This window comes from Chryseobacterium sp. SIMBA_029 (genome assembly GCF_046535275.1).
Lineage (GTDB): Bacteria > Bacteroidota > Bacteroidia > Flavobacteriales > Weeksellaceae > Chryseobacterium.
In genome coordinates this window covers 154,622-173,053 of sequence record NZ_JAWRXA010000011.1, presented here as the reverse complement: position 1 = coordinate 173,053, position 18,432 = coordinate 154,622, and the positions used below count along the sequence as shown (strand labels likewise).

The window sequence follows — 18,432 nt, the reverse complement described above, 5'->3', positions numbered from 1 at the left end:
TTGAACAAGAATAACCATGAAGCTGTCCATCATTATCGTTAATTATAACGTCACGCAATTGCTTAACAATTGTCTGTTTTCTCTTCAGAAATATGTAGAAGTAGACCATGAGGTCATTATTGTTGATAATGCCTCGCCAGACGTTTCGTGGAAAAGCCTTATCACCAAGTTCCCTGAATTTCATTTTATAGCATCTACAGCGAATGAGGGATTTGCAAAAGCCAATAATAAAGCTGTCAAAAAAGCAAAAGGAGAATACCTTTTATTATTAAATCCTGATACAGAACTGGAAGGGATTTATATGAAAGATATCCTGGACTTTGCGGATGCCAAAGAGAATTTCGGATGTCTGGGTGTAAGGATGCATGATGCAAAGGGAAATTTCCTGCCGGAAAGCAAGCGTTCGGTTCCTGATATGTTCAATTCTTTTGAAAAACTGTTTACCAACTTCAAAAAGAATAATTCAAAATCTTATTATAGAAATGATATTGGCGAGTATGAAACGACATCAATTGATGTGGTTACAGGAGCATTTTTATTGATCAAAAAAGAGGTTTACGAAAAAACAGGTGCTCTTGATGAAACCTACTTTATGTATGGTGAAGATATCGACATCTGTTATACACTACTGAAAAAAGGATACAAGAACTATTATTACGGAAAAGCTTCCATTCTGCATCATAAAGGGGAGAGTACAATAAAGGATGAGGTGTATCTGGAGCGGTTCTACGGTGCTATGCAGGTCTTCATTAATAAATATTACAGGGATGCTAAACCGGTGCAGTATTCATTTTTGAAAGCAGGGTTAAGCTTAAGACATAAAATCGAGAAGATCAAACTAAAATAGAAAATAAAAAAGCAGTTCAATTTGAACTGCTTTTATTTTGTATGTAAATGAGCTATTTGCTTATTTAGCAGGTGCCGTTGCTGGCGCCTGAGCTGGTGTAGAAGAAGCAGGAGCGGATTGCTGTGCCGGAGCTTCTTTCTTAACGGGTTGTTTTGCAGCAGCTACTTGTGAAGGCTTACCTGTAATCACAACGCTTAAAAGAATAAGAACAATGATTGTTCCGCCTAGAGTCCATGTAGATTTTTCCATGAAATCATTTGTTCTCTGTACTCCAAACTGTGCAGGTGAAGCACCTCCGAAAGTACTTGATAGGCCGCCTCCTTTCGGGTTTTGAGCCATAACAACAATTACCAGTAAAACACTAGCAATCATAATAAGAACCATCAATAGTATAAATATAGTATCCATTAATTTTGATATCTTTTTGAATGGGCAAATTTAATCTTTTTTTATCGAATGACAAAAAAAAGCCCGTAAATATTACTAAAAATAAAAAACGGCAGCATTTGCTACCGTTTTTCTATCTATTAAGGTGTTCTTATTTGAAATCAGAATCCTTAGCCTGGTTTACCACATAAGATTTTACTGCAAGGTTGATATCCATTCCACCCATATTCTGGATGATCGTGAATGGTAATTTTACTCCAGATACATCTTTGTAATCAGCATAGCTTGTCGGAACTGAACCTTCTTCGCTGCCTTTTACTTCACCGGTTTTTAAGCCAGTTTTTACGCTGTAGTAGTAGGTATCTTTTGCTCCTTTTACTACGTAAGAATCTTCATTGTTATATTTTTCGATTCCGGCTAATTTATATTCTGCTGATTTAGCAAAAGTCAATTCCGGGAAAAGTTCAGGATCAGACATTTCAGCTTTCTGCTTATCGTTAAGCGGAACTTTCTGTCCTTGTGCTTCTACATATCCGTTTTTACCGTCGAAAATGATTTTTTGAACAGTGTTACCCATCATTTTCATTTCCATAGCCATTTTTCCACCTTTAGCCTGGATCAACTTCATGGTCATATCCATTCCCTGTACTTTCGTAGTGGCATCAGTGGAAATAGAAGTTACTTTCTGTACTGCGGCCAATCCTCCGATTGCGTTGATGTATTTATCAGCAACAGATCCTAAGGTAACGCTGGCGTCCACTTTTTGAGCAGCAGCTTTAGCTACAGGATTAGCATCTTTATCAAAATACTTTACCGGGTAGCCTAGTTTTTCCAGTCCTTCAGAAATATCAGATGCTTTACCAGCAATGAAAATTCTGCTTTGGTTAGGAAGGATCGTAGCTTTTACAGCATTGGTAATATCTGCAGTCGTTACTTTATCGATAGATTTCAGGTAATTTGTATAGAAATCAGAAGGAAGATCCTGAACTTTTTGATTTAGAGCAAATCTTGCAATCGTTTCAGGTTTTTCTAAAGACATAATGAAAGATCCTTTCAATTTAGCTTTAGCATTTTCCAGTTCTTCAGGTTTTACCGTAGAGATAGCGTTAAGTTCATTCATGAATTCTTTAACCGCTTTGTCTGTTACTTCGTTTCTTACGCTTGATTCAGCAGAGAATTCCGGAGAATACTTGCTTGCTGTCATACTTGAGTAGGCACCGTAAGTAAATCCGTTCTTTTCACGAAGATTCATGAAAAGTCTTGCTTCACCACCGCCACCTAGGATATAGTTGGCCATTGTTGCAGGGAAGTAATTAGGATCTTTCATTTTCAGGTTGTTCAGGTTGCTTACTGAAACCACAGACTGTACAGCGGAAGGAACGTCAACAACGTTGATCTCTGTTTTTGCTACGTTAGAAGCCGGTTCCAAAGGAGCAAAAGTTGTATTGGCTTTTTTCCAGCTGCTGAATGCTTTTTCAACCATAGTTTTTACCTGATCGAATTTCACATCTCCCACAATTACTAAATAAGCATTGTCCGGAGCGTAATATTTTTTATAAACGTTTTGTACGTCTGCCAATTGAATTTTACCGATAGATTCTACCGTTTCGAATTCTCCTCTTGAAGTGTTTTTCCCATACATCAAAGCATTGGAAACTCTTGCTGCAATAGATGAAGCATTCTTCTCATCAGATTTTAAGCCTTCAATTGTTCTTTCTTTAGAATTTTGAATTTCTTCAGCAGAGAATTTTGGATTCACGATAGCATCAGCCATTAAGCCTAATACTTCCGGGAAATATTTTGAAAGAGAGCTTGCAGAAGCACCTCCGGAAGAGAAATTTAAGTTAGCTCCTAAAAAGTCTACCTTTTTATTAAACTCATCCTTGCTCATATTGGTAGTTCCGTTTTCAAGCTGTTCTGCCATGATTTCGCTTACCCCTGTGATATTTCCTTCATAGTAAGGAGGTCTGTCCATAGAAAGGCTAGCGCTTACTCTTGGAAGTTTGTTGTTTTCAACAACCATTACTGTAAGACCGTTGTTCAGTTGGAAAGTCTTTGGTTTCGCAATGTTGATCGCTGGAGTAGGTCCCGGCTTCGGCATTGCATTAAGGTCTATTTTTTGTGCTGAAAGCATTCCTGCGAATAAAAATGCTACCGCTATATATGTTAATTGCTTTTTCATTTGTAAAAAATTGTTTTTTAATCCTGTTTTAAATAATTGATAATATGTAAGAATGACCGACTGTACGTCTTATATCTTGAATATTATATCTGTATCTATTTAGGGATTATTTCTTTTCAGGAACGTAATTAATGATTATTCTTTGGTTAGAATTCAAATACTTCTTAGCCGCATTCTGCAGATCTTGTCTGGTGATAGATCTGTAAATGTCAATTTCTTTATTGATAAGGTTGGTATTTCCCATCAATACGTGGTTGGTTGCCAATGAAGCGGCAATTCCCTGAATGCTTGAATTTTGATTTACAAACTGGTTTTCAAACTGGTTCTGAAGTTTCTGATAATCTTCCTCAGAAATTAAAGTTGTCTGAAGCTTTTTGATTTCAGCATCGATGTCAGCCTGCAGCGTTTGCTTGGTAGTCTGTCCCATTGGGATGGCGAAGAATGCGAAAATACTGTAATCTTCAAGACCCTGGTTGAAAGCAGCTACCTGAAGTGCTTTTTTCTCCTGATCTACTAATTTTTTGTATAAAACGGAAGATTTACCGCTGCTTAAATAAGAAGAAAGCATATCAAGGATGTACGCATCTTTGTCTTTATTTCCCGGTGTTCTGTAAGCAAAAACATAAGCTGGAAGCTGGATGTTCGGGTCAGTTGCTGTTACTTCTTTTTCCTGAGTGATAGGAGTGTCTTTAGGATAGTCTTTAGGGTAAAGAGTTCCTTTAGGGATTCCTCCGTAATAGTCTTCGATCCATTTTTTAGTTTCTCCAATTTTAATATCTCCAGCCACTACCAATGTAGCATTGTTTGGAACATAATATTTTTTATAGAATGCCTGGAATTCTTCTAATTTAGCAGAATTTAAATCATCCATAGAACCAATCGTCGGCCAGTTGTATGGGTGATTGGTAAACAGGTTTTTCTGAATGGTTGGGAAAAGATTTCCGTAAGGCTGGTTGTCCATTCTTAATCTTTTCTCTTCTTTCACTACCTCTCTCTGAGTATCTACCCCAATCTGGTTGATCACTGCATGACGCATTCTTTCAGCTTCCATCCAAAGACCTAACTGTTCGTTGTTAGACGGGAAAGTTTCATAGTAATACGTTCTGTCATTCGTTGTATTGGCATTGTTTTGTCCTCCGTTTGAAGAAACAATTTTAAACCAGTCGCCTCTTTTGATATTAGGGGTACCCTCGAATAAAAGGTGCTCGAAAAAGTGTGCAAAACCCGTTCTCCCTTTTACTTCATCCTTAGCACCTACGTGGTACATTACACCCGTTGTAACTACCGGTGCAGAATTGTCCTGATGAAGAATTACGTGAAGACCGTTTGGAAGGTCGTACTCTTCGAATTTAATTTGTTGCGCGTTCAGCATCATTCCGAAGAAAGCCACAGCAGCAACAGAAAGAAGTCGTTTTTTCATAAAAGTAGAAATTGTTTTAGCAATAAGTCCCCAAAATATTCTAATTGTTACAATTATGTGAATATTTTTTTAACGACTTTTGTCTATAGAAAATAATCCTGAAAACTCAATGATGAATACCTATGTACCTCTTTTTTTATTTATCTCTTTGATAGGAATAACGGCACAGGAAATTAAAGTGAAAGATCATTTTGATAAAAAGCCGTCAGTGAGCAAGAATTTTAGTAAGAATATGATATCGAAAGATTCTCTGGAGTTGCAGCAGGATCAAGGGTTGTTTTTGCAGTTCTCGGCAAATAATATATTGTATTGTAAAGATATAGAGCCGCCACTGAGTAACCCTCACAGTGCTATTGAAGCTTTTTATAAACTTTTGAAATGGAACCGAAGCAATTGCTATAATAAAAACGGAAAACTTGTGAAAAAGAAAATAGTTTTTGGTAGGAATGAAGATAATTTGCAGGAAACGTACTACCTCAATACTGGAAATACGATTGAAAAAGGCCCTTCAATAGGGGATGTTTTATTCACCTCTTCTGTGGAAGAGATATTTCATGTGCTGGAGAGTGTAGGACTTAATCCCAATGTATTGATCTCTCCGACACGGGCTCCAAGATTTTTATTTAGAAAGTTGGTTACTCCTTCCGGAGAATTTTGGGAATTTGTGGAGAAAAGTCCACTTCCATCAAGAATAGCTATTTTAATAGATGATAAAACTAAAAAAGTTATTGCTAAAACATTTGATACGTACCCATATTCGGCAGGTGATGTTCTAACAGAAGAGTATGATAATAGAAGACACAGATTGTATTATCCGGCAGGATTTCACTTTAAAATGTCAGAATCAGACGTTCGTCAGGCGGCAGTTTTGCTTGCTGAAGGGGATCGCATTATTCAGTTATATCCTCTTTCTAAAAAATTTTGGATGCTAAATTACTGGAAAGAAGAACCATCGAACTCCAGAGGCGTGATGGTACTCATTGATGATGAGACAGGCAAGATCGTTATCAATTCCGAAGAGTATTCCAGAGATTATCTTGGAGAGGAAAAATTAAAAAAAGAGGTCAATCAATTATTATCAAAACCCAAAAACGATCAGTAACAGATGCATTAGTTTTTATAAATGGATCTCATAATTTGAATTCTCCTTTTAATACATTAATTTTGTATTCCCAAATTTTTTTTGCCGTATGGATTATCTGAAAGGACTCAATGAACCACAACATGAAGCTGTTACTACGATACAAGGCCCTTTGATGGTACTTGCCGGTGCCGGTTCCGGAAAAACGCGTGTGCTTACCATGCGTATCGCCCATCTGATCCATAATGGAATAGACCCTTTCAACATTCTGGCGCTTACCTTTACCAATAAAGCGGCCCGTGAAATGAAAGACCGTATCGCAAAAGTGGTAGGGATGAGCAATGCAAGAAGCCTTTGGATGGGAACCTTTCACTCTGTTTTTGCAAGAATTCTGAGAAGTGAAGCCCATCTTCTGGGATATCCTTCCAATTTTACGATCTATGACCAGCAGGATGCCCTGAACGTCATCAGAAAAGTATTGAAAGACATGAATATCGATGCTGATCTTTATAAACCTAAAAAAGTTCAGTCAAGAATTTCTACCTATAAAAACAACCTGATTACGGTAAAAGCGTATTTCAACAACCCGGAATTGATTGAAGCAGATGAAAAAGCCAACATGAAATTCATCGGGCAGATCTATCAGAAATATGTAGATGCCTGCTACAGGAACGGAGCCATGGATTTTGATGACCTGTTGCTAAAAACCAATGAATTACTGACCCGTTTTCCTGAGGTGTTAGCAAAATATCAGGACCGTTTCAGATATATCATGGTGGATGAGTACCAGGATACCAACCATTCTCAGTATCTTATTGTAAAAGCGCTGTCTTCAAAATTTGAAAATATCTGCGTGGTGGGAGACGATGCACAGTCGATTTATTCCTTCCGTGGAGCGAACATTTACAATATCCTGAACTTTAAAAAAGATTATCCTGATGCGGTTACGGTTTCTCTGGAGCAAAATTACCGTTCTACACAGAATATCGTGAATGCTGCGAATGTTGTAATCGCTAAAAACTTACAGCAGTTCAAAAAAAATGTATTCAGTGATAATGAAGAAGGTGATAAAATTAAAGTATACCGATCACTTTCCGATGCTGATGAAGCCAATTTCGTTGCCGGAAATATCTGGGAACTTAGAAACCGTGACCAGAGAAAATACAGCGATTTCGCTATTTTATACCGAACTAACTCTCAAACGCGAGCCTTTGAAGAGGCTTTAAGACGTAAAAATATTCCGTACAAAGTATACGGCGGACTTTCTTTCTACCAAAGGAAAGAAGTAAAAGATCTTGTCGGTTATCTGCGTCTTCTGATCAATGAAAATGATTCGGAAGCACTGATGAGAATTATCAATTATCCTACAAGAGGAATTGGCGAGACCACCCAGAATAAACTGATTGTTTTTGCAGATGCGCAAAACGTTTCTGTTTCCAAAGTGCTGGATAATCTTCCAATGTATGCCCCTCAGCTGGGATTCAATAATGGAGTTCTTAATAAACTGAATGATTTCTGGTCTATGATCAAAGCATTTCAGGTCTTATTAAAAACCGAAACCGCTTATGATGTGGCTATGGAAGTGGCTAAACGAAGCGGTTTGATTAAGTTTTTGAAAGATGATCAGACTCCTGAAGGGATTTCCCGTGTAGAAAACATTCAGGAATTAATGAACTCGATGCAGGGATTCATTGAAGAGCAGATTCAGTTGGAAGACGGAGATCCAAGTCTATCCAATTTCCTTGAAAATATTGCCCTTTCTGCAGATACCCAAAATAAAGGGGATGAAGAAGATATGGTTTCTCTGATGACCATTCACCTTTCCAAAGGACTGGAATTCCCGGTGGTTCACCTGGTAGGTCTTGAAGAAAATCTGTTCCCGAGTTTTATGAGTTCTGCCACCAGAGAAGATCTGGAAGAAGAAAGACGACTATTTTATGTTGCTTTAACAAGAGCTGAAAAACAGGCGTTCTTTTCCTATGCCGTTTCCCGTTTTCAATGGGGTAAAATTACCGATGCCGAACCATCAAGATTCCTTAGTGAAGTTGATGAGCAATATATAGAATTCGTTAATCCGGTGATGGAAAAAAGATTTATCAATAATTCAGGCGTTAAATCCAATATTTTTGATGAATATCCTACGGAGGCCAGAAGTTTCAAGAAAGTGGAAAAGAAAACCATTGAAAAGAACGAAAGCTCAAAACCTATTGCCGAACCAAGAAAACTGAAACCGGTAAGCACTGCTAAAATTATTAACCCAAGTGGATCTTCCTCTCAGGATATCGAAGTTGGAGATAAAGTGAGACATGACCGTTTCGGGGTTGGACAAGTCACGTTCCTGGACGGTACAGATCCACAAAATATAAAAGCGAAAGTCGTATTTATGCATGAAGGCGAAAAGAACCTCATCCTGAAATATGCTAAACTGACAAAAATTTAATTAAAGTGAAATTTTAACTTTAATACAGAAATAATTTAGAAACGGATTCACACGAATCCGTTTTTTTTGTGATGTATATTAACAGATCAGGGTCGGTTTTAGGATCTATTATAAAAGATATGAAATAGATGATAGTGATTTTCTATCAGTTATTAGTCTATTGGTTTTGTAGACTTATAAATATGTTTTACATTTGCTCCTTCAAAAAAAACATAAATTATAATAAATTATTAGAAAGCTATGATAAATAGAAAGACTTTTTTTTCCGCATCTGTTTTATTTTTCCTGGGATCTTATGCCTACGGACAGGAGAAACAAGAGAAAAAGGATACGGTGAAATCTACTAATGTGGAGGAAGTGGTTATTTTAGGATCAAGAAGCGGAGCGAGATCAAAAGTAGACAGTCCGGTTCCTGTAGATGTGTTCAATATAAAAGAATCTTCCGTTGTTTTACCTCAATCTACGATCGGGCAGATCCTGAATGCGATTGCGCCGTCTTTTACTTCTACCATTCAGACTAATTCGGATGGAACAGATCACCTGGATCCTGCTCAGTTAAGAGGGCTTGGTCCGGATCAGGTATTGGTGTTGGTGAATGGAAAAAGAAGACATACCTCAGCATTAGTGAATGTAAACGGAACACCCGGAAGAGGAACGGTAGGAACGGATCTTAACTCGATTCCTTCTTTTGCTTTAACCCGAATTGAGGTACTTCGTGATGGTGCTTCAGCCCAATACGGTTCAGACGCAATTGCTGGAGTGATCAATCTTGAATTAAAAAGAGATACCGGAAAACTGACCGGGCAGTTGAGCTACGGTGGAAATCTAACGCCTACAGCCAATGATCATACCGGAGATTTTGACGGCCAGAATATTCAGGTTGATCTTAATTATGGAAATAAAATAGGAAAAAGAGGTGGTTTTTATAACATCACCTGGTCTTCACAATTCAGAAATCCTACTTACAGAGCAGGAACAGAAAGCGGAGCCATTTACAATGCTTATAACGCGATTGAGAAGAGAGCATTAAATGATGGAGTGAATCTTTCGTCACTGTTTAATAATATAGGAAATGCACCCAATTCCCAGCAGATCGTTAATTATATCCATCAATATGCCCAAAATGTAAATTATTTTTCTCCTACTTTGCAAGGTCAGATTCAGGGGGCGGGCACCATTGGAGCGCTTCAGAAAATTTTAGGAACGGATGTAACGGATCAGGAACTGGCGTACAGAGGCTTGAACAGAAAAGATTTTAATATGCAGGTGGGACAGTCTAAACTGAATAATCACCAGCTTTTTGCCAATATTGAAGTTCCTTTGAATGACGACTGGAAGGTTTATACTTTTGGAGGGTATAGTTTCAGACATGGAAGTTCAGGAGGTTTTTACAGAAGACCGAATCAGAGTCGAACATTTACAGGATTGTATGCAGATGGTTATCTGCCACAGATCGGAACGGATATCCAGGATCTTTCTCTTTCAGCGGGAATTAAAGGAAATTGGAATGGCTGGAATGTGGATTTGAGTAATACTTTCGGACAGAATTCTTTCACTTATACTATTCAGAATACCGGAAATACTTCTTTAAGATTTGCTTCACCGAGTGAATTTAATGCCGGAGGATTGAGGTTTTCCCAAAATACCATCAATTTAGATCTGGCTAAAAAATATGATGTATGGAGCGGGATTAATATCGCTTTCGGGGCGGAGCACCGCTATGAAAACTTTAAAATAACAGCAGGAGATGAAGCTTCGTATGCAACCTACGATGTTTCAGGAAATGTATGGACCGGAAATTCTCTGAGACCAACAGATTTCTTTGGAAATGCACTTCCGGGTGGTTCACAGGTATTCAGTGGGTTTAGACCAGGGAATGCAGTGGATAAAAACAGGCAGTCAGTAGCGGGATATGCAGATTTTGAATTTAATTTCACCGATTGGCTGTTAGTGGATGCGGCAGCGAGATATGAGAACTATTCAGATTTCGGGTCTACATTTAACTATAAACTGGCTTCAAGAATTAAAGTTGATAAGAATCTGAATTTCAGGCTGGCCGGTTCTACGGGGTTCAGAGCGCCTTCCATCCATCAGATCTACTATAATGTGACGTCTACTTTATTTACCAATGGTCAATTGTTGGACGTAGGAACTTTCAGTAATGATTCCGAGATCGCAGGGCTCTTACAAATGCCAAAATTAAAGCAGGAAACGTCTCAATCAGCAAGTGTAGGATTTACCTATAAAATTCCTTCTGTCAATCTAACCTTTACAGCAGATGGATATTTTACTAAAATTAAAAACAGAATCATCCTTACCGATCAGTTTTTGAGGGCAGATGTCCCTGTTGCTGCACAGATAGCTTATGATAAAGCACAAGTGAATGCAGCTCAATTCTTCACCAATGCCATCGATACGGAAACCAAAGGATTGGATATCGTTATTTCACATAATACAAGATTCTCCGGCTTTAAACTGGATAATAATTTTGCTGTTAACCTTAACGAAACCAGAAAAGTAGGAAATATCCATTCTTCAGGGCTGCTGCAGTCTCCGAATCTGGAGAAAATTTATTTTTCAGAGAAATCAAGAGTATATCTGGAAGAAGCTGTACCAAAAGTAAAAGCCAGTTTATCCCATACGCTTTCCTGGAAAAGTGCAAGTTTCTATCTTAGAAATACATACTTCGGAAAAGTAACCGGTGCAGATATCATTGATGTAAATGGTGACGGTATTATTGGTTTTAACGAGCATCAGCAAATTGCAGATAAGATCATTACAGATGTATCTTTTGCTTACCAGTTTACCAAAAATGTAGGCCTGACGATTGGAGTAAATAACCTTTTTGATATTTATCCTACCAAAAACCTTACGGCATCCACGAATAATGACCAGTTCATCTATTCCCGTTCAACGTCTCAGTTTGGGCAGAACGGAAGATATGTGTTTTCAAGACTTAATTTCAATTTTTAAAGGTTAAATAAAGTCAGAGATCTAATTGTAACTAACTTTCATACTTTCTAGGTACAGTCTTCTGCCTGTATCAATTCAATAACCCTTGAGATAACCTGCTGTTCTGCAACACAGTGTTTTCCCAGGGGTATTTTTTATGCCAGAAGCGGGGTAACTTCAGAAGTAGTCATTGACGTTTCTAATGAGCTTAAAACGTCATGTTTGGTCTGTTTCCATAATTTTTCACTATCAACAAGAACGCAAACCCTATAAAAATGAGTCTTTTTTTCATGTAGAAACTATTTCCATATTTTCAATTCATATGCTGCTTCCCAGAAATCATATTCCATCCGTGAAGCCATAACAAATGCTTCCGTCATTCTTTTTTGTGTTTCCTGGGTACTGTTTTCAGCAAGGGTATCACAGATAGCTATGGCCTGTTTAACAGCAACGGCAAATTCATCACCGCCATACGTGTCAATCCATTTTTGATAAGGATTATTGACCGCATTTTGATGGGTGTAAATATAATCGCCGACTTTTTTATAAATCCAAAAGCAGGGTAGAACTGCAGCTGCTGCAATTTCAACAGATTCCAGGGCTGCTGTGCTTCTTAAAAAATGAATATAATGATGACATGCCGGCTCTAATATTCCTTTATCCGTAACTCCGAAATCCTGGAAATAAAATTCATGCAGGGCGTTTTCTACTACAATAGCATTTTCGGCAAATCTTATAAAAGCAAGGACATCCCTGATATCATGAATTTTTGCTGCAATCACGGAAAGCGTTCTCCCAAAATGTTCCAGATATAAAGAATCCTGCATCATGTAAAAACGGAATTTTTCCTGAGGAAGATTTCCTGCTGATAATTCTTTGATAAATGGCATTTCCAGGATCGACTGATACCGTTCTTCTATAACTTGCCATGTGTATTCAGACCATTTCATTTTTAATAAGTTTTTGAGGATTAAAAAAGTGATTCAACGGACCATTTCCAAGTCCTGTTTGTACATCTTTTCCGCTTTCTATCGCTTGAAAAACATACTGCTGTCCAAGAGATACGGATTCATATAACGTTTTTCCCTGGGCGAGATAGGAGGCGATTGCGGAGGATAAAGTACATCCTGAACCATGGGTATTGTTGGTACTGAATTTCACGGTTTCAAAAGAATGGTAATTGTCCTCTTCATCATAAAATAATGAAGTAATGGTTGAGGTTTCCTGATGTCCTCCCTTGAGAAGAATACTGCTGCAGCCCAGTTTTTTAATATGTTTTCCGGCAGTATACATATCTTCCAGGGTTTGTACGGGCATATTGGCTAAAATAGCAGCTTCATCCATATTAGGAGTAATAATATCTGCAATAGGAAAGAGTTTTTCTGTAATAGCGGCAATGGTTTCCTCTTCGATCAGGCGATGTCCGCTGGTTGCTACCATCACGGGATCAAATACAAGAGGGATCTTTTTATATTTACCTAATGTCTCAACAATCGTTTCAACAAGTTGCGGAGTATGGACCATTCCGATTTTGATGGCATCAGGAACAATGTCATCCAGAATCGCTTCAATCTGATCTGCAACTGCTTCTACCGGGATAGGATATATTTTCCGTACTCCCTGTGTATTTTGTATCGGTAAAGCAGTTAATACCGATGTAGAAAAGCATCCTAAAGCGGAAGCTGTTTTAATATCTGCCTGAATTCCTGCGCCTCCGCTTCCGTCGAATCCCGCAATAGTTAATACTGATGGATATTTGTATTTTTTCATTGTACTATTTCATTTTTAAGTTCATAGGCTGCTTTTTGAGGATCTTTAGCACCACAAATCGCAGATACGACTGCAATGCAGTTAGCTCCGGCTCTGATGATCTCCCTGGCATTTTTCAAATGAATATTACCGATGGCCACCAATGGTTTATCTGTAAGTTTTCTGATAGTTCTGATGCCTTCAAGGCCCCATTCTGTTACCGTATCTTTTTTGGTATCGGTTTTAAAAACAGGACTTATTCCCAGATAGTCTGCCGCAGCGGTTTGTTCATTTTCAAGCTGAGAAAGATATTCAATAGAGTAGCCAATAATCCGGTCCTGCATGAAGGGCATTTTTCTCAGATCAACAGGTTTTGCATCTTGATTTCCAACGTGAATGCCTGCTGCCTGTATGTGTTGAGCCACCTCAAGATTATCGTTAATAATCAGTGGAATGTTATATTGATCCGTTATATCTTTCAGTTGTCTTGCTTTATGAATAAATTCAGCTGTAGAATCATTTTTTTCTCTCAGCTGAATACAGTCTACGCCTCCAAGAATGGCTAGTTCTGCAACTTCCAGAAAGTTTCGTCCTTTGCAGTCTGCTTCAGAAATAACAAGGTAGAGCTGGTAAGGGAAAGGGTTCAGACTCATCGTCTTTCGATTTTTAAATGGCTCATAAACTCTTCTTCAGAGATCGTATACAATTTATCGATAAGATTAACCTGCAGGCTGCCTGGTCCGTTACTATGCTGAACCGCGATTTCGCCTGCTATCCCTATTAATGCCATAGCTGCTGCTATTGCTTCAATGATATTGTCTGTATTTCCTATGAAGGCTCCGACTAATGCTGATGCAGAACAGCCAAGACCTGTTACTTTGGTCATTAAAGGATGTCCGTTTTTAAGGAAAATAGTTTGGCTGCCATCCATAATGACATCTGTTTCACCGGAAATGCAGACTATAGTATGGTATTGATGGATAAGAGTTTTTGCTGCTTCTATAGCCTCAGTACTTTGTGCAGTGCTGTCGACTCCTTTTGTCATAGTTATATTAGCCTTGGCCAGCGCAATGATTTCAGAGGCATTCCCTCTGATGACGGTAGGCTGATAGGACAGAAGCTGGCTTGCCACACGATCACGGAATGAAGTTGCCCCGGCGCCTACAGGATCCAGTACCCATGGTTTTTTTGTTGAATGGGCTGTTTCTGCCGCCATCAACATCGATTCTACCCAGTATTCATCAAGGGTACCCATATTGATGACAAGTGAATGGGCAATGTTGACCATCTCCTGAATTTCGGATTTTGCGTGGGCCATGATCGGAGAAGCTCCTGCAGCTAACAGTGCGTTAGCCGTAGTATTCATGACTACATAATTTGTGATATTGTGTATGAGAGGAGCATTTTGTTTAACAAGCTGTACTTGCTTCCAGAGGTTTTTTTCCATTGTTATTGATTAAAATAAAAATAGCTTTAGGAAAAAATCCGAAACAAAAGTCCATTGCAAAAGAATGTCTTTTTGCTTTTCCCTACGTCGGTGTAAGCCGTATCAGGTTCAAAGGGACTCTCTCAATTCTTTTTCAGAATACCCCTAAAGCAAAACAAATGTATAAAAATTATCCTCGTAAACAAAACTGGCAGCATTGATGCTGGAATACTTCCGTTTTAAAAGGTTTAACGGTTTATTTACGCTGTGAAACAATAAAATCAACCATCTTATCGGTAAGTTCGTCCAGATAGGTTTTATCTGTCGTTCCAAAACCATGAATTCCATCTTTCACAATGATGAGGGAATTCTGTATGTTCGCTTTTGTCAATTTTTTACTGAGCTTTTTCGACTGCTGTAAAGGAACGATTTTATCTTTGTCTCCCTGTACAATCAAAGTAGGAACACCAGTTTCAGCATAGGTAACAGGAGATACTGTTTTAAAATACTGAACTACTTTTCTCTTGTCTTTATTAATATCATACCCGGAAATTCCATCGATGAGGTTTTCTCTTAACGTTATTATTTTCTTTGTAAAAATCAATCCAATGAAAAAAACCGGAATTTTGCCGGTACGGGTATGAAGAAGGGTATTAAGATCTGCCGGTCCAAAATTATCTACAACATAATTTACTTTTGAAGAATAGGACGAAAGCTCCGGGCTTCCGATGAATTCATTATCCGGAGTATATGCTGCCATCATAGAAAGATGCGCACCTGATGAAGCTCCGAAGAATCCAATATTATTGGTGTCAAAATTATATTTTTCCGCATTTTTTCTTACCCATCGTACTGCATCTTTGGTATCCTGCAAAGGAAGAGGGAAATGAGTGTCTTTATTCAATAAGGTATAATTAATAGCGACAACGGCATATTTCTTTTCTATCAGTTTTAGAATCATCTCTTCAATATAAGTTTCAGAGCGGATCATTTTATCGCCTTTTACCCATCCGCCGCCATACACATAGATTACAACCGGAAGTTTTTCGGAGGAGATATCTTTTGGCCGGTAAATATCCAGTGCTAGCGAACTCCCATGTTCACCCGTCTTGTATACTATATTTTCAGATACCGTTGCCTTTTCAGGAAGCAATATGCTTTTAGGTGTTTTCGGCTCAATGATGTTTTGAGAAAAACTTAAATTAAATAAGCTTAGAAATAAAACAAAAAACAGGTTTATGGAAAACCTGTAGATTGATATGCTGTTTGATGATGATTTCATATGATATTTTTTTAAAGAGTAGCTATTTTACTAACTCCTCAAAAAGTTTACCAAACGTTTTTTCAAGATCTTTAGATTTTCCCGGATGAGGTCTTGAAGTTTGTACGACGGAACTTCTTACAGCCGTCAGCCAGCGGAAACGTTCCGGAATTTCCAGTTGGGCGATCGGTCCGCCGTCTTTGGCACCGTGTGCAATTTTTTGAAAGCTTTCCAGGTTTTGAATGATATCTTCATAATCCAGTTTGCTGTGCATCAGCCTGAATTTATCCGGACATAAATAATAATCTACCCGGATGAATTTTTCTTTTTTGGAAAACATTACCAGCCCGATATTGAAAAATTCTTCTCTCTCAACTTTAGGCACCAGGCGTATTACGGCATATTCGTATATTTTATCCTCTTGCATTTTTGGCTTCGTTTACAAAGATTTGAGAATTTTCTAATCGTGTTTTCAAAAACTGGAAATAGATCTCGCGGATCTGCTCAGGCGTTTCATCGGCATCATTCCAGTGTAGCCAGTCTTCAGGAATCAAATTAACGATTTCCCTGAAAATAGTGTCATTCAATACTTTTTTAGCGAACTGATCTGCTTCATCAAGCATCTTAGCCTGCGGAAGGAGAACGTGGTCTTTTACATATTTAAAAGGCGTTTTAGCCGCCGTATCAAAGTTCTGCCAGGAGTGGTGGAAATAAAAAGACGCACCATTATCGATTACCCATAACTCTTTATGCCACATCAGAAGATTAGTGTTTTTAAAAGTACGGTCGATGTTGGTGATAAAGGCATCCAGCCAAACGATTTTTGAAGCTAAAAGCGGATCTATTGCTACACTCGGATCATAGGCAATAGAGCCGGAAAGATAATGCAGTCCTAAATTCAGTCCTTCTGAAAATTTCAGTAAATCCTGAATTTCCTCATCAGCTTCTGTTCTTCCGAAATCAACATCAAGATTCACAAAAACCAGCTCGGGAATCTGCAGTCCTAAAGCTTCTGTGATCTTTCCGCCAAGAAGTTCCGAGATCAGCATTTTTACGCCATGACCCGCACCGCGGAATTTCAGGACATATTTAAAATCGTCATCAGCTTCTGCCAACGCGGGAAGTGAGCCTCCCTCGCGAAGTGGCAGAATATAACGTATTACGGTTACCGTTCTTAAATCCAACATACTGCAAAATTAAGATTTTACTTTGTGTTTAGTTTAACTTTTAATATTTTTAAATGAAAATTGGTTGGTAATCGCAAAGGCGCAAATAATTTTTCAGCAGGACGTTTTAAGATGCAAGGATTTTATCTTCGATAAAATTGTTTGAGTTTGCATATAAAAGGTTAAAATAAAACGGCTAAAATGAAAATCTGTGATTTTCTTGCGCCTTAATAACATAATTAAAATAAAAACTTAGCGTCTTGGCGATTAGCCAAAATTAAAATAATAGAAAAATAAAAATATGAATATCACTAAAAATAAAAACATCCTCATTTCAAATCCTGAAACTAAAGATTTTCTTGCCGATGCCTATTATCCGGAAGCAGGCGAAAAATTACCTCTGGTCATATTTGTTCATGGGTATAAAGGGTACAAAGATTGGGGTGCCTGGGATCTGATGGCGGAAAAATTTGCCCGTGCAGGTTTTTTCTTTGTAAAGTTTAATTTTTCCCATAACGGAACCACGGTTGAAAACCCTCATGATTTTGCCGACCTGGAAGCTTTCGGAAACAATAATTATTCTAAAGAAATGTCTGATCTTAAAGTGGTGATTGACCATTTTTATCAGGATCCTAAAGTTGATGGCCAAAAGATAGTTCTGATCGGTCACAGCAGGGGAGGAGGAATTTCTATTATTACCACTGCCGAAGATGAAAGGATTAATGGCTTAATTACATTGGCAAGCGTTGATACTTTAGAACGTTTCCCGAAGGATGAAGCACTGGAAAGCTGGAAACAAAAAGGAGTGTATTATGTAGTGAACGGAAGAACCAAGCAGGAAATGCCTCATTATTATCAGTTCTATGAGGATTTTGAAAAAGATACTCACAAGTTTGATGTCGAAAGGGCTACTGAAATGGCAAAAGCCCATGTTTTGATTATTCATGGAACCAATGATGAAAGTGTAAGCGTTAAAAGTGCAGAACACCTTCATTTACTGCACCCCAATTCAGAATTGTTTTTAGTGGAAAATGCCAATCATACTTTTGGAGCAAAAGAACCCTGGAAAGAACATGAATTACCAAAAGATCTGAATATAGTTACAGAAAAGTGTATTGAATTTATTAAAGCAAAAATGTAATTATTTTCTTTTAATGTATTGAATTTTAAGTATTTTGTTTTGATTTTGTTTATTTTTCCTATATTAGTGAAAACTAATAATACCAAAAAATCAAATTATTATGAAAAATTCAAACGTAAAAAATGGTCAGAAATTAAGCAGAGAAGAGCAAAAGCAAATTGCAGGAGGAGACAAGGTTTTAATATGTGCAAGCGGCTGCTACAGTAATTATCTGAGCGATGGCTCAGGAAGATGTATTGTACCACCGTGTGCTGCTCCTAATTTTGGTACAGAAAGTAAGAATGCTAATGGACGTTGGCAATGCTGTTACTAAATGTTTTCTATTAAGAAATAAAAAAGGAGTGAAAAATTTTCACTCCTTTTATGTTGATTGCAACTTG

The 18,432-nt window shown here is 37.9% G+C and carries 16 protein-coding genes and 1 riboswitch; of the genes, 6 read left to right on the top strand and 10 right to left on the bottom strand.

The genetic code is table 11. The features are described from left to right. The first annotated feature begins 10 nt into the window (after positions 1–10). Entirely contained in the window at positions 11–847 is an 837-nt protein-coding gene (locus SB679_RS19470) for a glycosyltransferase family 2 protein (RefSeq protein ID WP_410704020.1), read from the top strand. Between the two features lie 60 nt (positions 848–907). Here the strand turns inward: SB679_RS19470 and secG are convergent, their stop codons facing one another. The 3 genes from secG to SB679_RS19455 all read right to left on the bottom strand — a co-directional run bounded on the left by secG (position 908) and on the right by SB679_RS19455 (position 4,836). Further along, positions 908–1,255 carry a preprotein translocase subunit SecG gene (gene secG / locus SB679_RS19465; RefSeq protein ID WP_034710519.1) on the bottom strand — a complete coding sequence of 116 codons (348 nt, stop codon included), beginning with the start codon at positions 1,253–1,255 and terminating at the stop codon, positions 908–910. A 130-nt stretch (positions 1,256–1,385) separates the two neighbouring features. After that, positions 1,386–3,416, bottom strand: coding sequence for a M16 family metallopeptidase (locus SB679_RS19460; RefSeq protein WP_410703993.1), 2,031 nt, complete (start codon positions 3,414–3,416; stop codon positions 1,386–1,388). Between the two features lie 106 nt (positions 3,417–3,522). Beyond that, positions 3,523–4,836: a M16 family metallopeptidase gene (locus tag SB679_RS19455; RefSeq protein ID WP_410703992.1), complete on the bottom strand. Its 1,314-nt coding sequence runs from the start codon at positions 4,834–4,836 to the stop codon at positions 3,523–3,525. Positions 4,837–4,945: 109 nt separating this feature from the next. Between SB679_RS19455 and SB679_RS19450 the strand changes: the two genes are divergently transcribed. The 3 genes from SB679_RS19450 to SB679_RS19440 all read left to right on the top strand — a co-directional run bounded on the left by SB679_RS19450 (position 4,946) and on the right by SB679_RS19440 (position 11,330). Next, positions 4,946–5,938 carry a hypothetical protein gene (locus SB679_RS19450; RefSeq protein ID WP_410703991.1) on the top strand — a complete coding sequence of 331 codons (993 nt, stop codon included), beginning with the start codon at positions 4,946–4,948 and terminating at the stop codon, positions 5,936–5,938. Positions 5,939–6,026: 88 nt separating this feature from the next. Beyond that, positions 6,027–8,357 (top strand): ATP-dependent helicase, encoded by a 2,331-nt coding sequence (locus tag SB679_RS19445; protein WP_410703990.1) that lies wholly within the window; start codon positions 6,027–6,029, stop codon positions 8,355–8,357. A gap of 240 nt (positions 8,358–8,597) precedes the next feature. Beyond that, positions 8,598–11,330, top strand: coding sequence for a TonB-dependent receptor plug domain-containing protein (locus SB679_RS19440; RefSeq protein WP_410703989.1), 2,733 nt, complete (start codon positions 8,598–8,600; stop codon positions 11,328–11,330). A gap of 278 nt (positions 11,331–11,608) precedes the next feature. Here the strand turns inward: SB679_RS19440 and tenA are convergent, their stop codons facing one another. The 7 genes from tenA to SB679_RS19405 all read right to left on the bottom strand — a co-directional run bounded on the left by tenA (position 11,609) and on the right by SB679_RS19405 (position 16,932). Then, on the bottom strand, positions 11,609–12,259 hold the full coding sequence (tenA, locus tag SB679_RS19435) for a thiaminase II (RefSeq protein ID WP_410703988.1): 651 nt from the start codon (positions 12,257–12,259) through the stop codon (positions 11,609–11,611). Continuing rightward, positions 12,246–13,079: a bifunctional hydroxymethylpyrimidine kinase/phosphomethylpyrimidine kinase gene (gene thiD / locus SB679_RS19430; protein ID WP_410703987.1), complete on the bottom strand. Its 834-nt coding sequence runs from the start codon at positions 13,077–13,079 to the stop codon at positions 12,246–12,248. The genes tenA and thiD overlap by 14 nt, the downstream gene beginning before the upstream one ends. Further along, the gene (gene thiE, locus SB679_RS19425; RefSeq protein WP_410703986.1) at positions 13,076–13,711 is read right to left on the bottom strand and encodes a thiamine phosphate synthase; all 636 of its coding nucleotides are present in this window, start codon (positions 13,709–13,711) and stop codon (positions 13,076–13,078) included. The genes thiD and thiE overlap by 4 nt, the downstream gene beginning before the upstream one ends. Then, on the bottom strand, positions 13,708–14,505 hold the full coding sequence (gene thiM / locus SB679_RS19420) for a hydroxyethylthiazole kinase (RefSeq protein ID WP_410703985.1): 798 nt from the start codon (positions 14,503–14,505) through the stop codon (positions 13,708–13,710). Before thiM ends, thiE begins: the two co-directional genes overlap by 4 nt. Before the next feature lie 62 nt (positions 14,506–14,567). Beyond that, positions 14,568–14,661: riboswitch (TPP riboswitch) on the bottom strand. A 79-nt stretch (positions 14,662–14,740) separates the two neighbouring features. Continuing rightward, entirely contained in the window at positions 14,741–15,766 is a 1,026-nt protein-coding gene (locus tag SB679_RS19415; protein WP_410703984.1) for a prolyl oligopeptidase family serine peptidase, read from the bottom strand. Between the two features lie 22 nt (positions 15,767–15,788). Continuing rightward, positions 15,789–16,172, bottom strand: coding sequence for a DUF3037 domain-containing protein (locus tag SB679_RS19410; RefSeq protein WP_410703983.1), 384 nt, complete (start codon positions 16,170–16,172; stop codon positions 15,789–15,791). Continuing rightward, positions 16,159–16,932 (bottom strand): HipA family kinase, encoded by a 774-nt coding sequence (locus SB679_RS19405; protein WP_410703982.1) that lies wholly within the window; start codon positions 16,930–16,932, stop codon positions 16,159–16,161. The genes SB679_RS19410 and SB679_RS19405 overlap by 14 nt, the downstream gene beginning before the upstream one ends. A gap of 280 nt (positions 16,933–17,212) precedes the next feature. Here SB679_RS19405 and SB679_RS19400 point away from each other — a divergent pair, with 280 nt between their 5' ends. Further along, positions 17,213–18,052 (top strand): alpha/beta hydrolase family protein, encoded by an 840-nt coding sequence (locus SB679_RS19400; RefSeq protein ID WP_410703981.1) that lies wholly within the window; start codon positions 17,213–17,215, stop codon positions 18,050–18,052. Between the two features lie 100 nt (positions 18,053–18,152). After that, positions 18,153–18,365, top strand: a complete 213-nt coding sequence (locus SB679_RS19395; protein WP_410703980.1) for a hypothetical protein — start codon at positions 18,153–18,155, stop codon at positions 18,363–18,365. The last annotated feature ends 67 nt before the right edge of the window (positions 18,366–18,432 follow it).

Coding starts and splice junctions, on each gene's coding strand:
- secG (WP_034710519.1), bottom strand. CDS start 1,255: ATGGATACTATATTTATACTATTGATGGTTCTTATTATGATTGCTAGT.
- SB679_RS19460 (WP_410703993.1), bottom strand. CDS start 3,416: ATGAAAAAGCAATTAACATATATAGCGGTAGCATTTTTATTCGCAGGA.
- SB679_RS19455 (WP_410703992.1), bottom strand. CDS start 4,836: ATGAAAAAACGACTTCTTTCTGTTGCTGCTGTGGCTTTCTTCGGAATG.
- SB679_RS19450 (WP_410703991.1), top strand. CDS start 4,946: ATGATGAATACCTATGTACCTCTTTTTTTATTTATCTCTTTGATAGGA.
- SB679_RS19445 (WP_410703990.1), top strand. CDS start 6,027: ATGGATTATCTGAAAGGACTCAATGAACCACAACATGAAGCTGTTACT.
- SB679_RS19440 (WP_410703989.1), top strand. CDS start 8,598: ATGATAAATAGAAAGACTTTTTTTTCCGCATCTGTTTTATTTTTCCTG.
- tenA (WP_410703988.1), bottom strand. CDS start 12,259: ATGAAATGGTCTGAATACACATGGCAAGTTATAGAAGAACGGTATCAG.
- thiD (WP_410703987.1), bottom strand. CDS start 13,079: ATGAAAAAATACAAATATCCATCAGTATTAACTATTGCGGGATTCGAC.
- thiE (WP_410703986.1), bottom strand. CDS start 13,711: ATGAGTCTGAACCCTTTCCCTTACCAGCTCTACCTTGTTATTTCTGAA.
- thiM (WP_410703985.1), bottom strand. CDS start 14,505: ATGGAAAAAAACCTCTGGAAGCAAGTACAGCTTGTTAAACAAAATGCT.
- SB679_RS19415 (WP_410703984.1), bottom strand. CDS start 15,766: ATGAAATCATCATCAAACAGCATATCAATCTACAGGTTTTCCATAAAC.
- SB679_RS19410 (WP_410703983.1), bottom strand. CDS start 16,172: ATGCAAGAGGATAAAATATACGAATATGCCGTAATACGCCTGGTGCCT.
- SB679_RS19405 (WP_410703982.1), bottom strand. CDS start 16,932: ATGTTGGATTTAAGAACGGTAACCGTAATACGTTATATTCTGCCACTT.
- SB679_RS19400 (WP_410703981.1), top strand. CDS start 17,213: ATGAATATCACTAAAAATAAAAACATCCTCATTTCAAATCCTGAAACT.
- SB679_RS19395 (WP_410703980.1), top strand. CDS start 18,153: ATGAAAAATTCAAACGTAAAAAATGGTCAGAAATTAAGCAGAGAAGAG.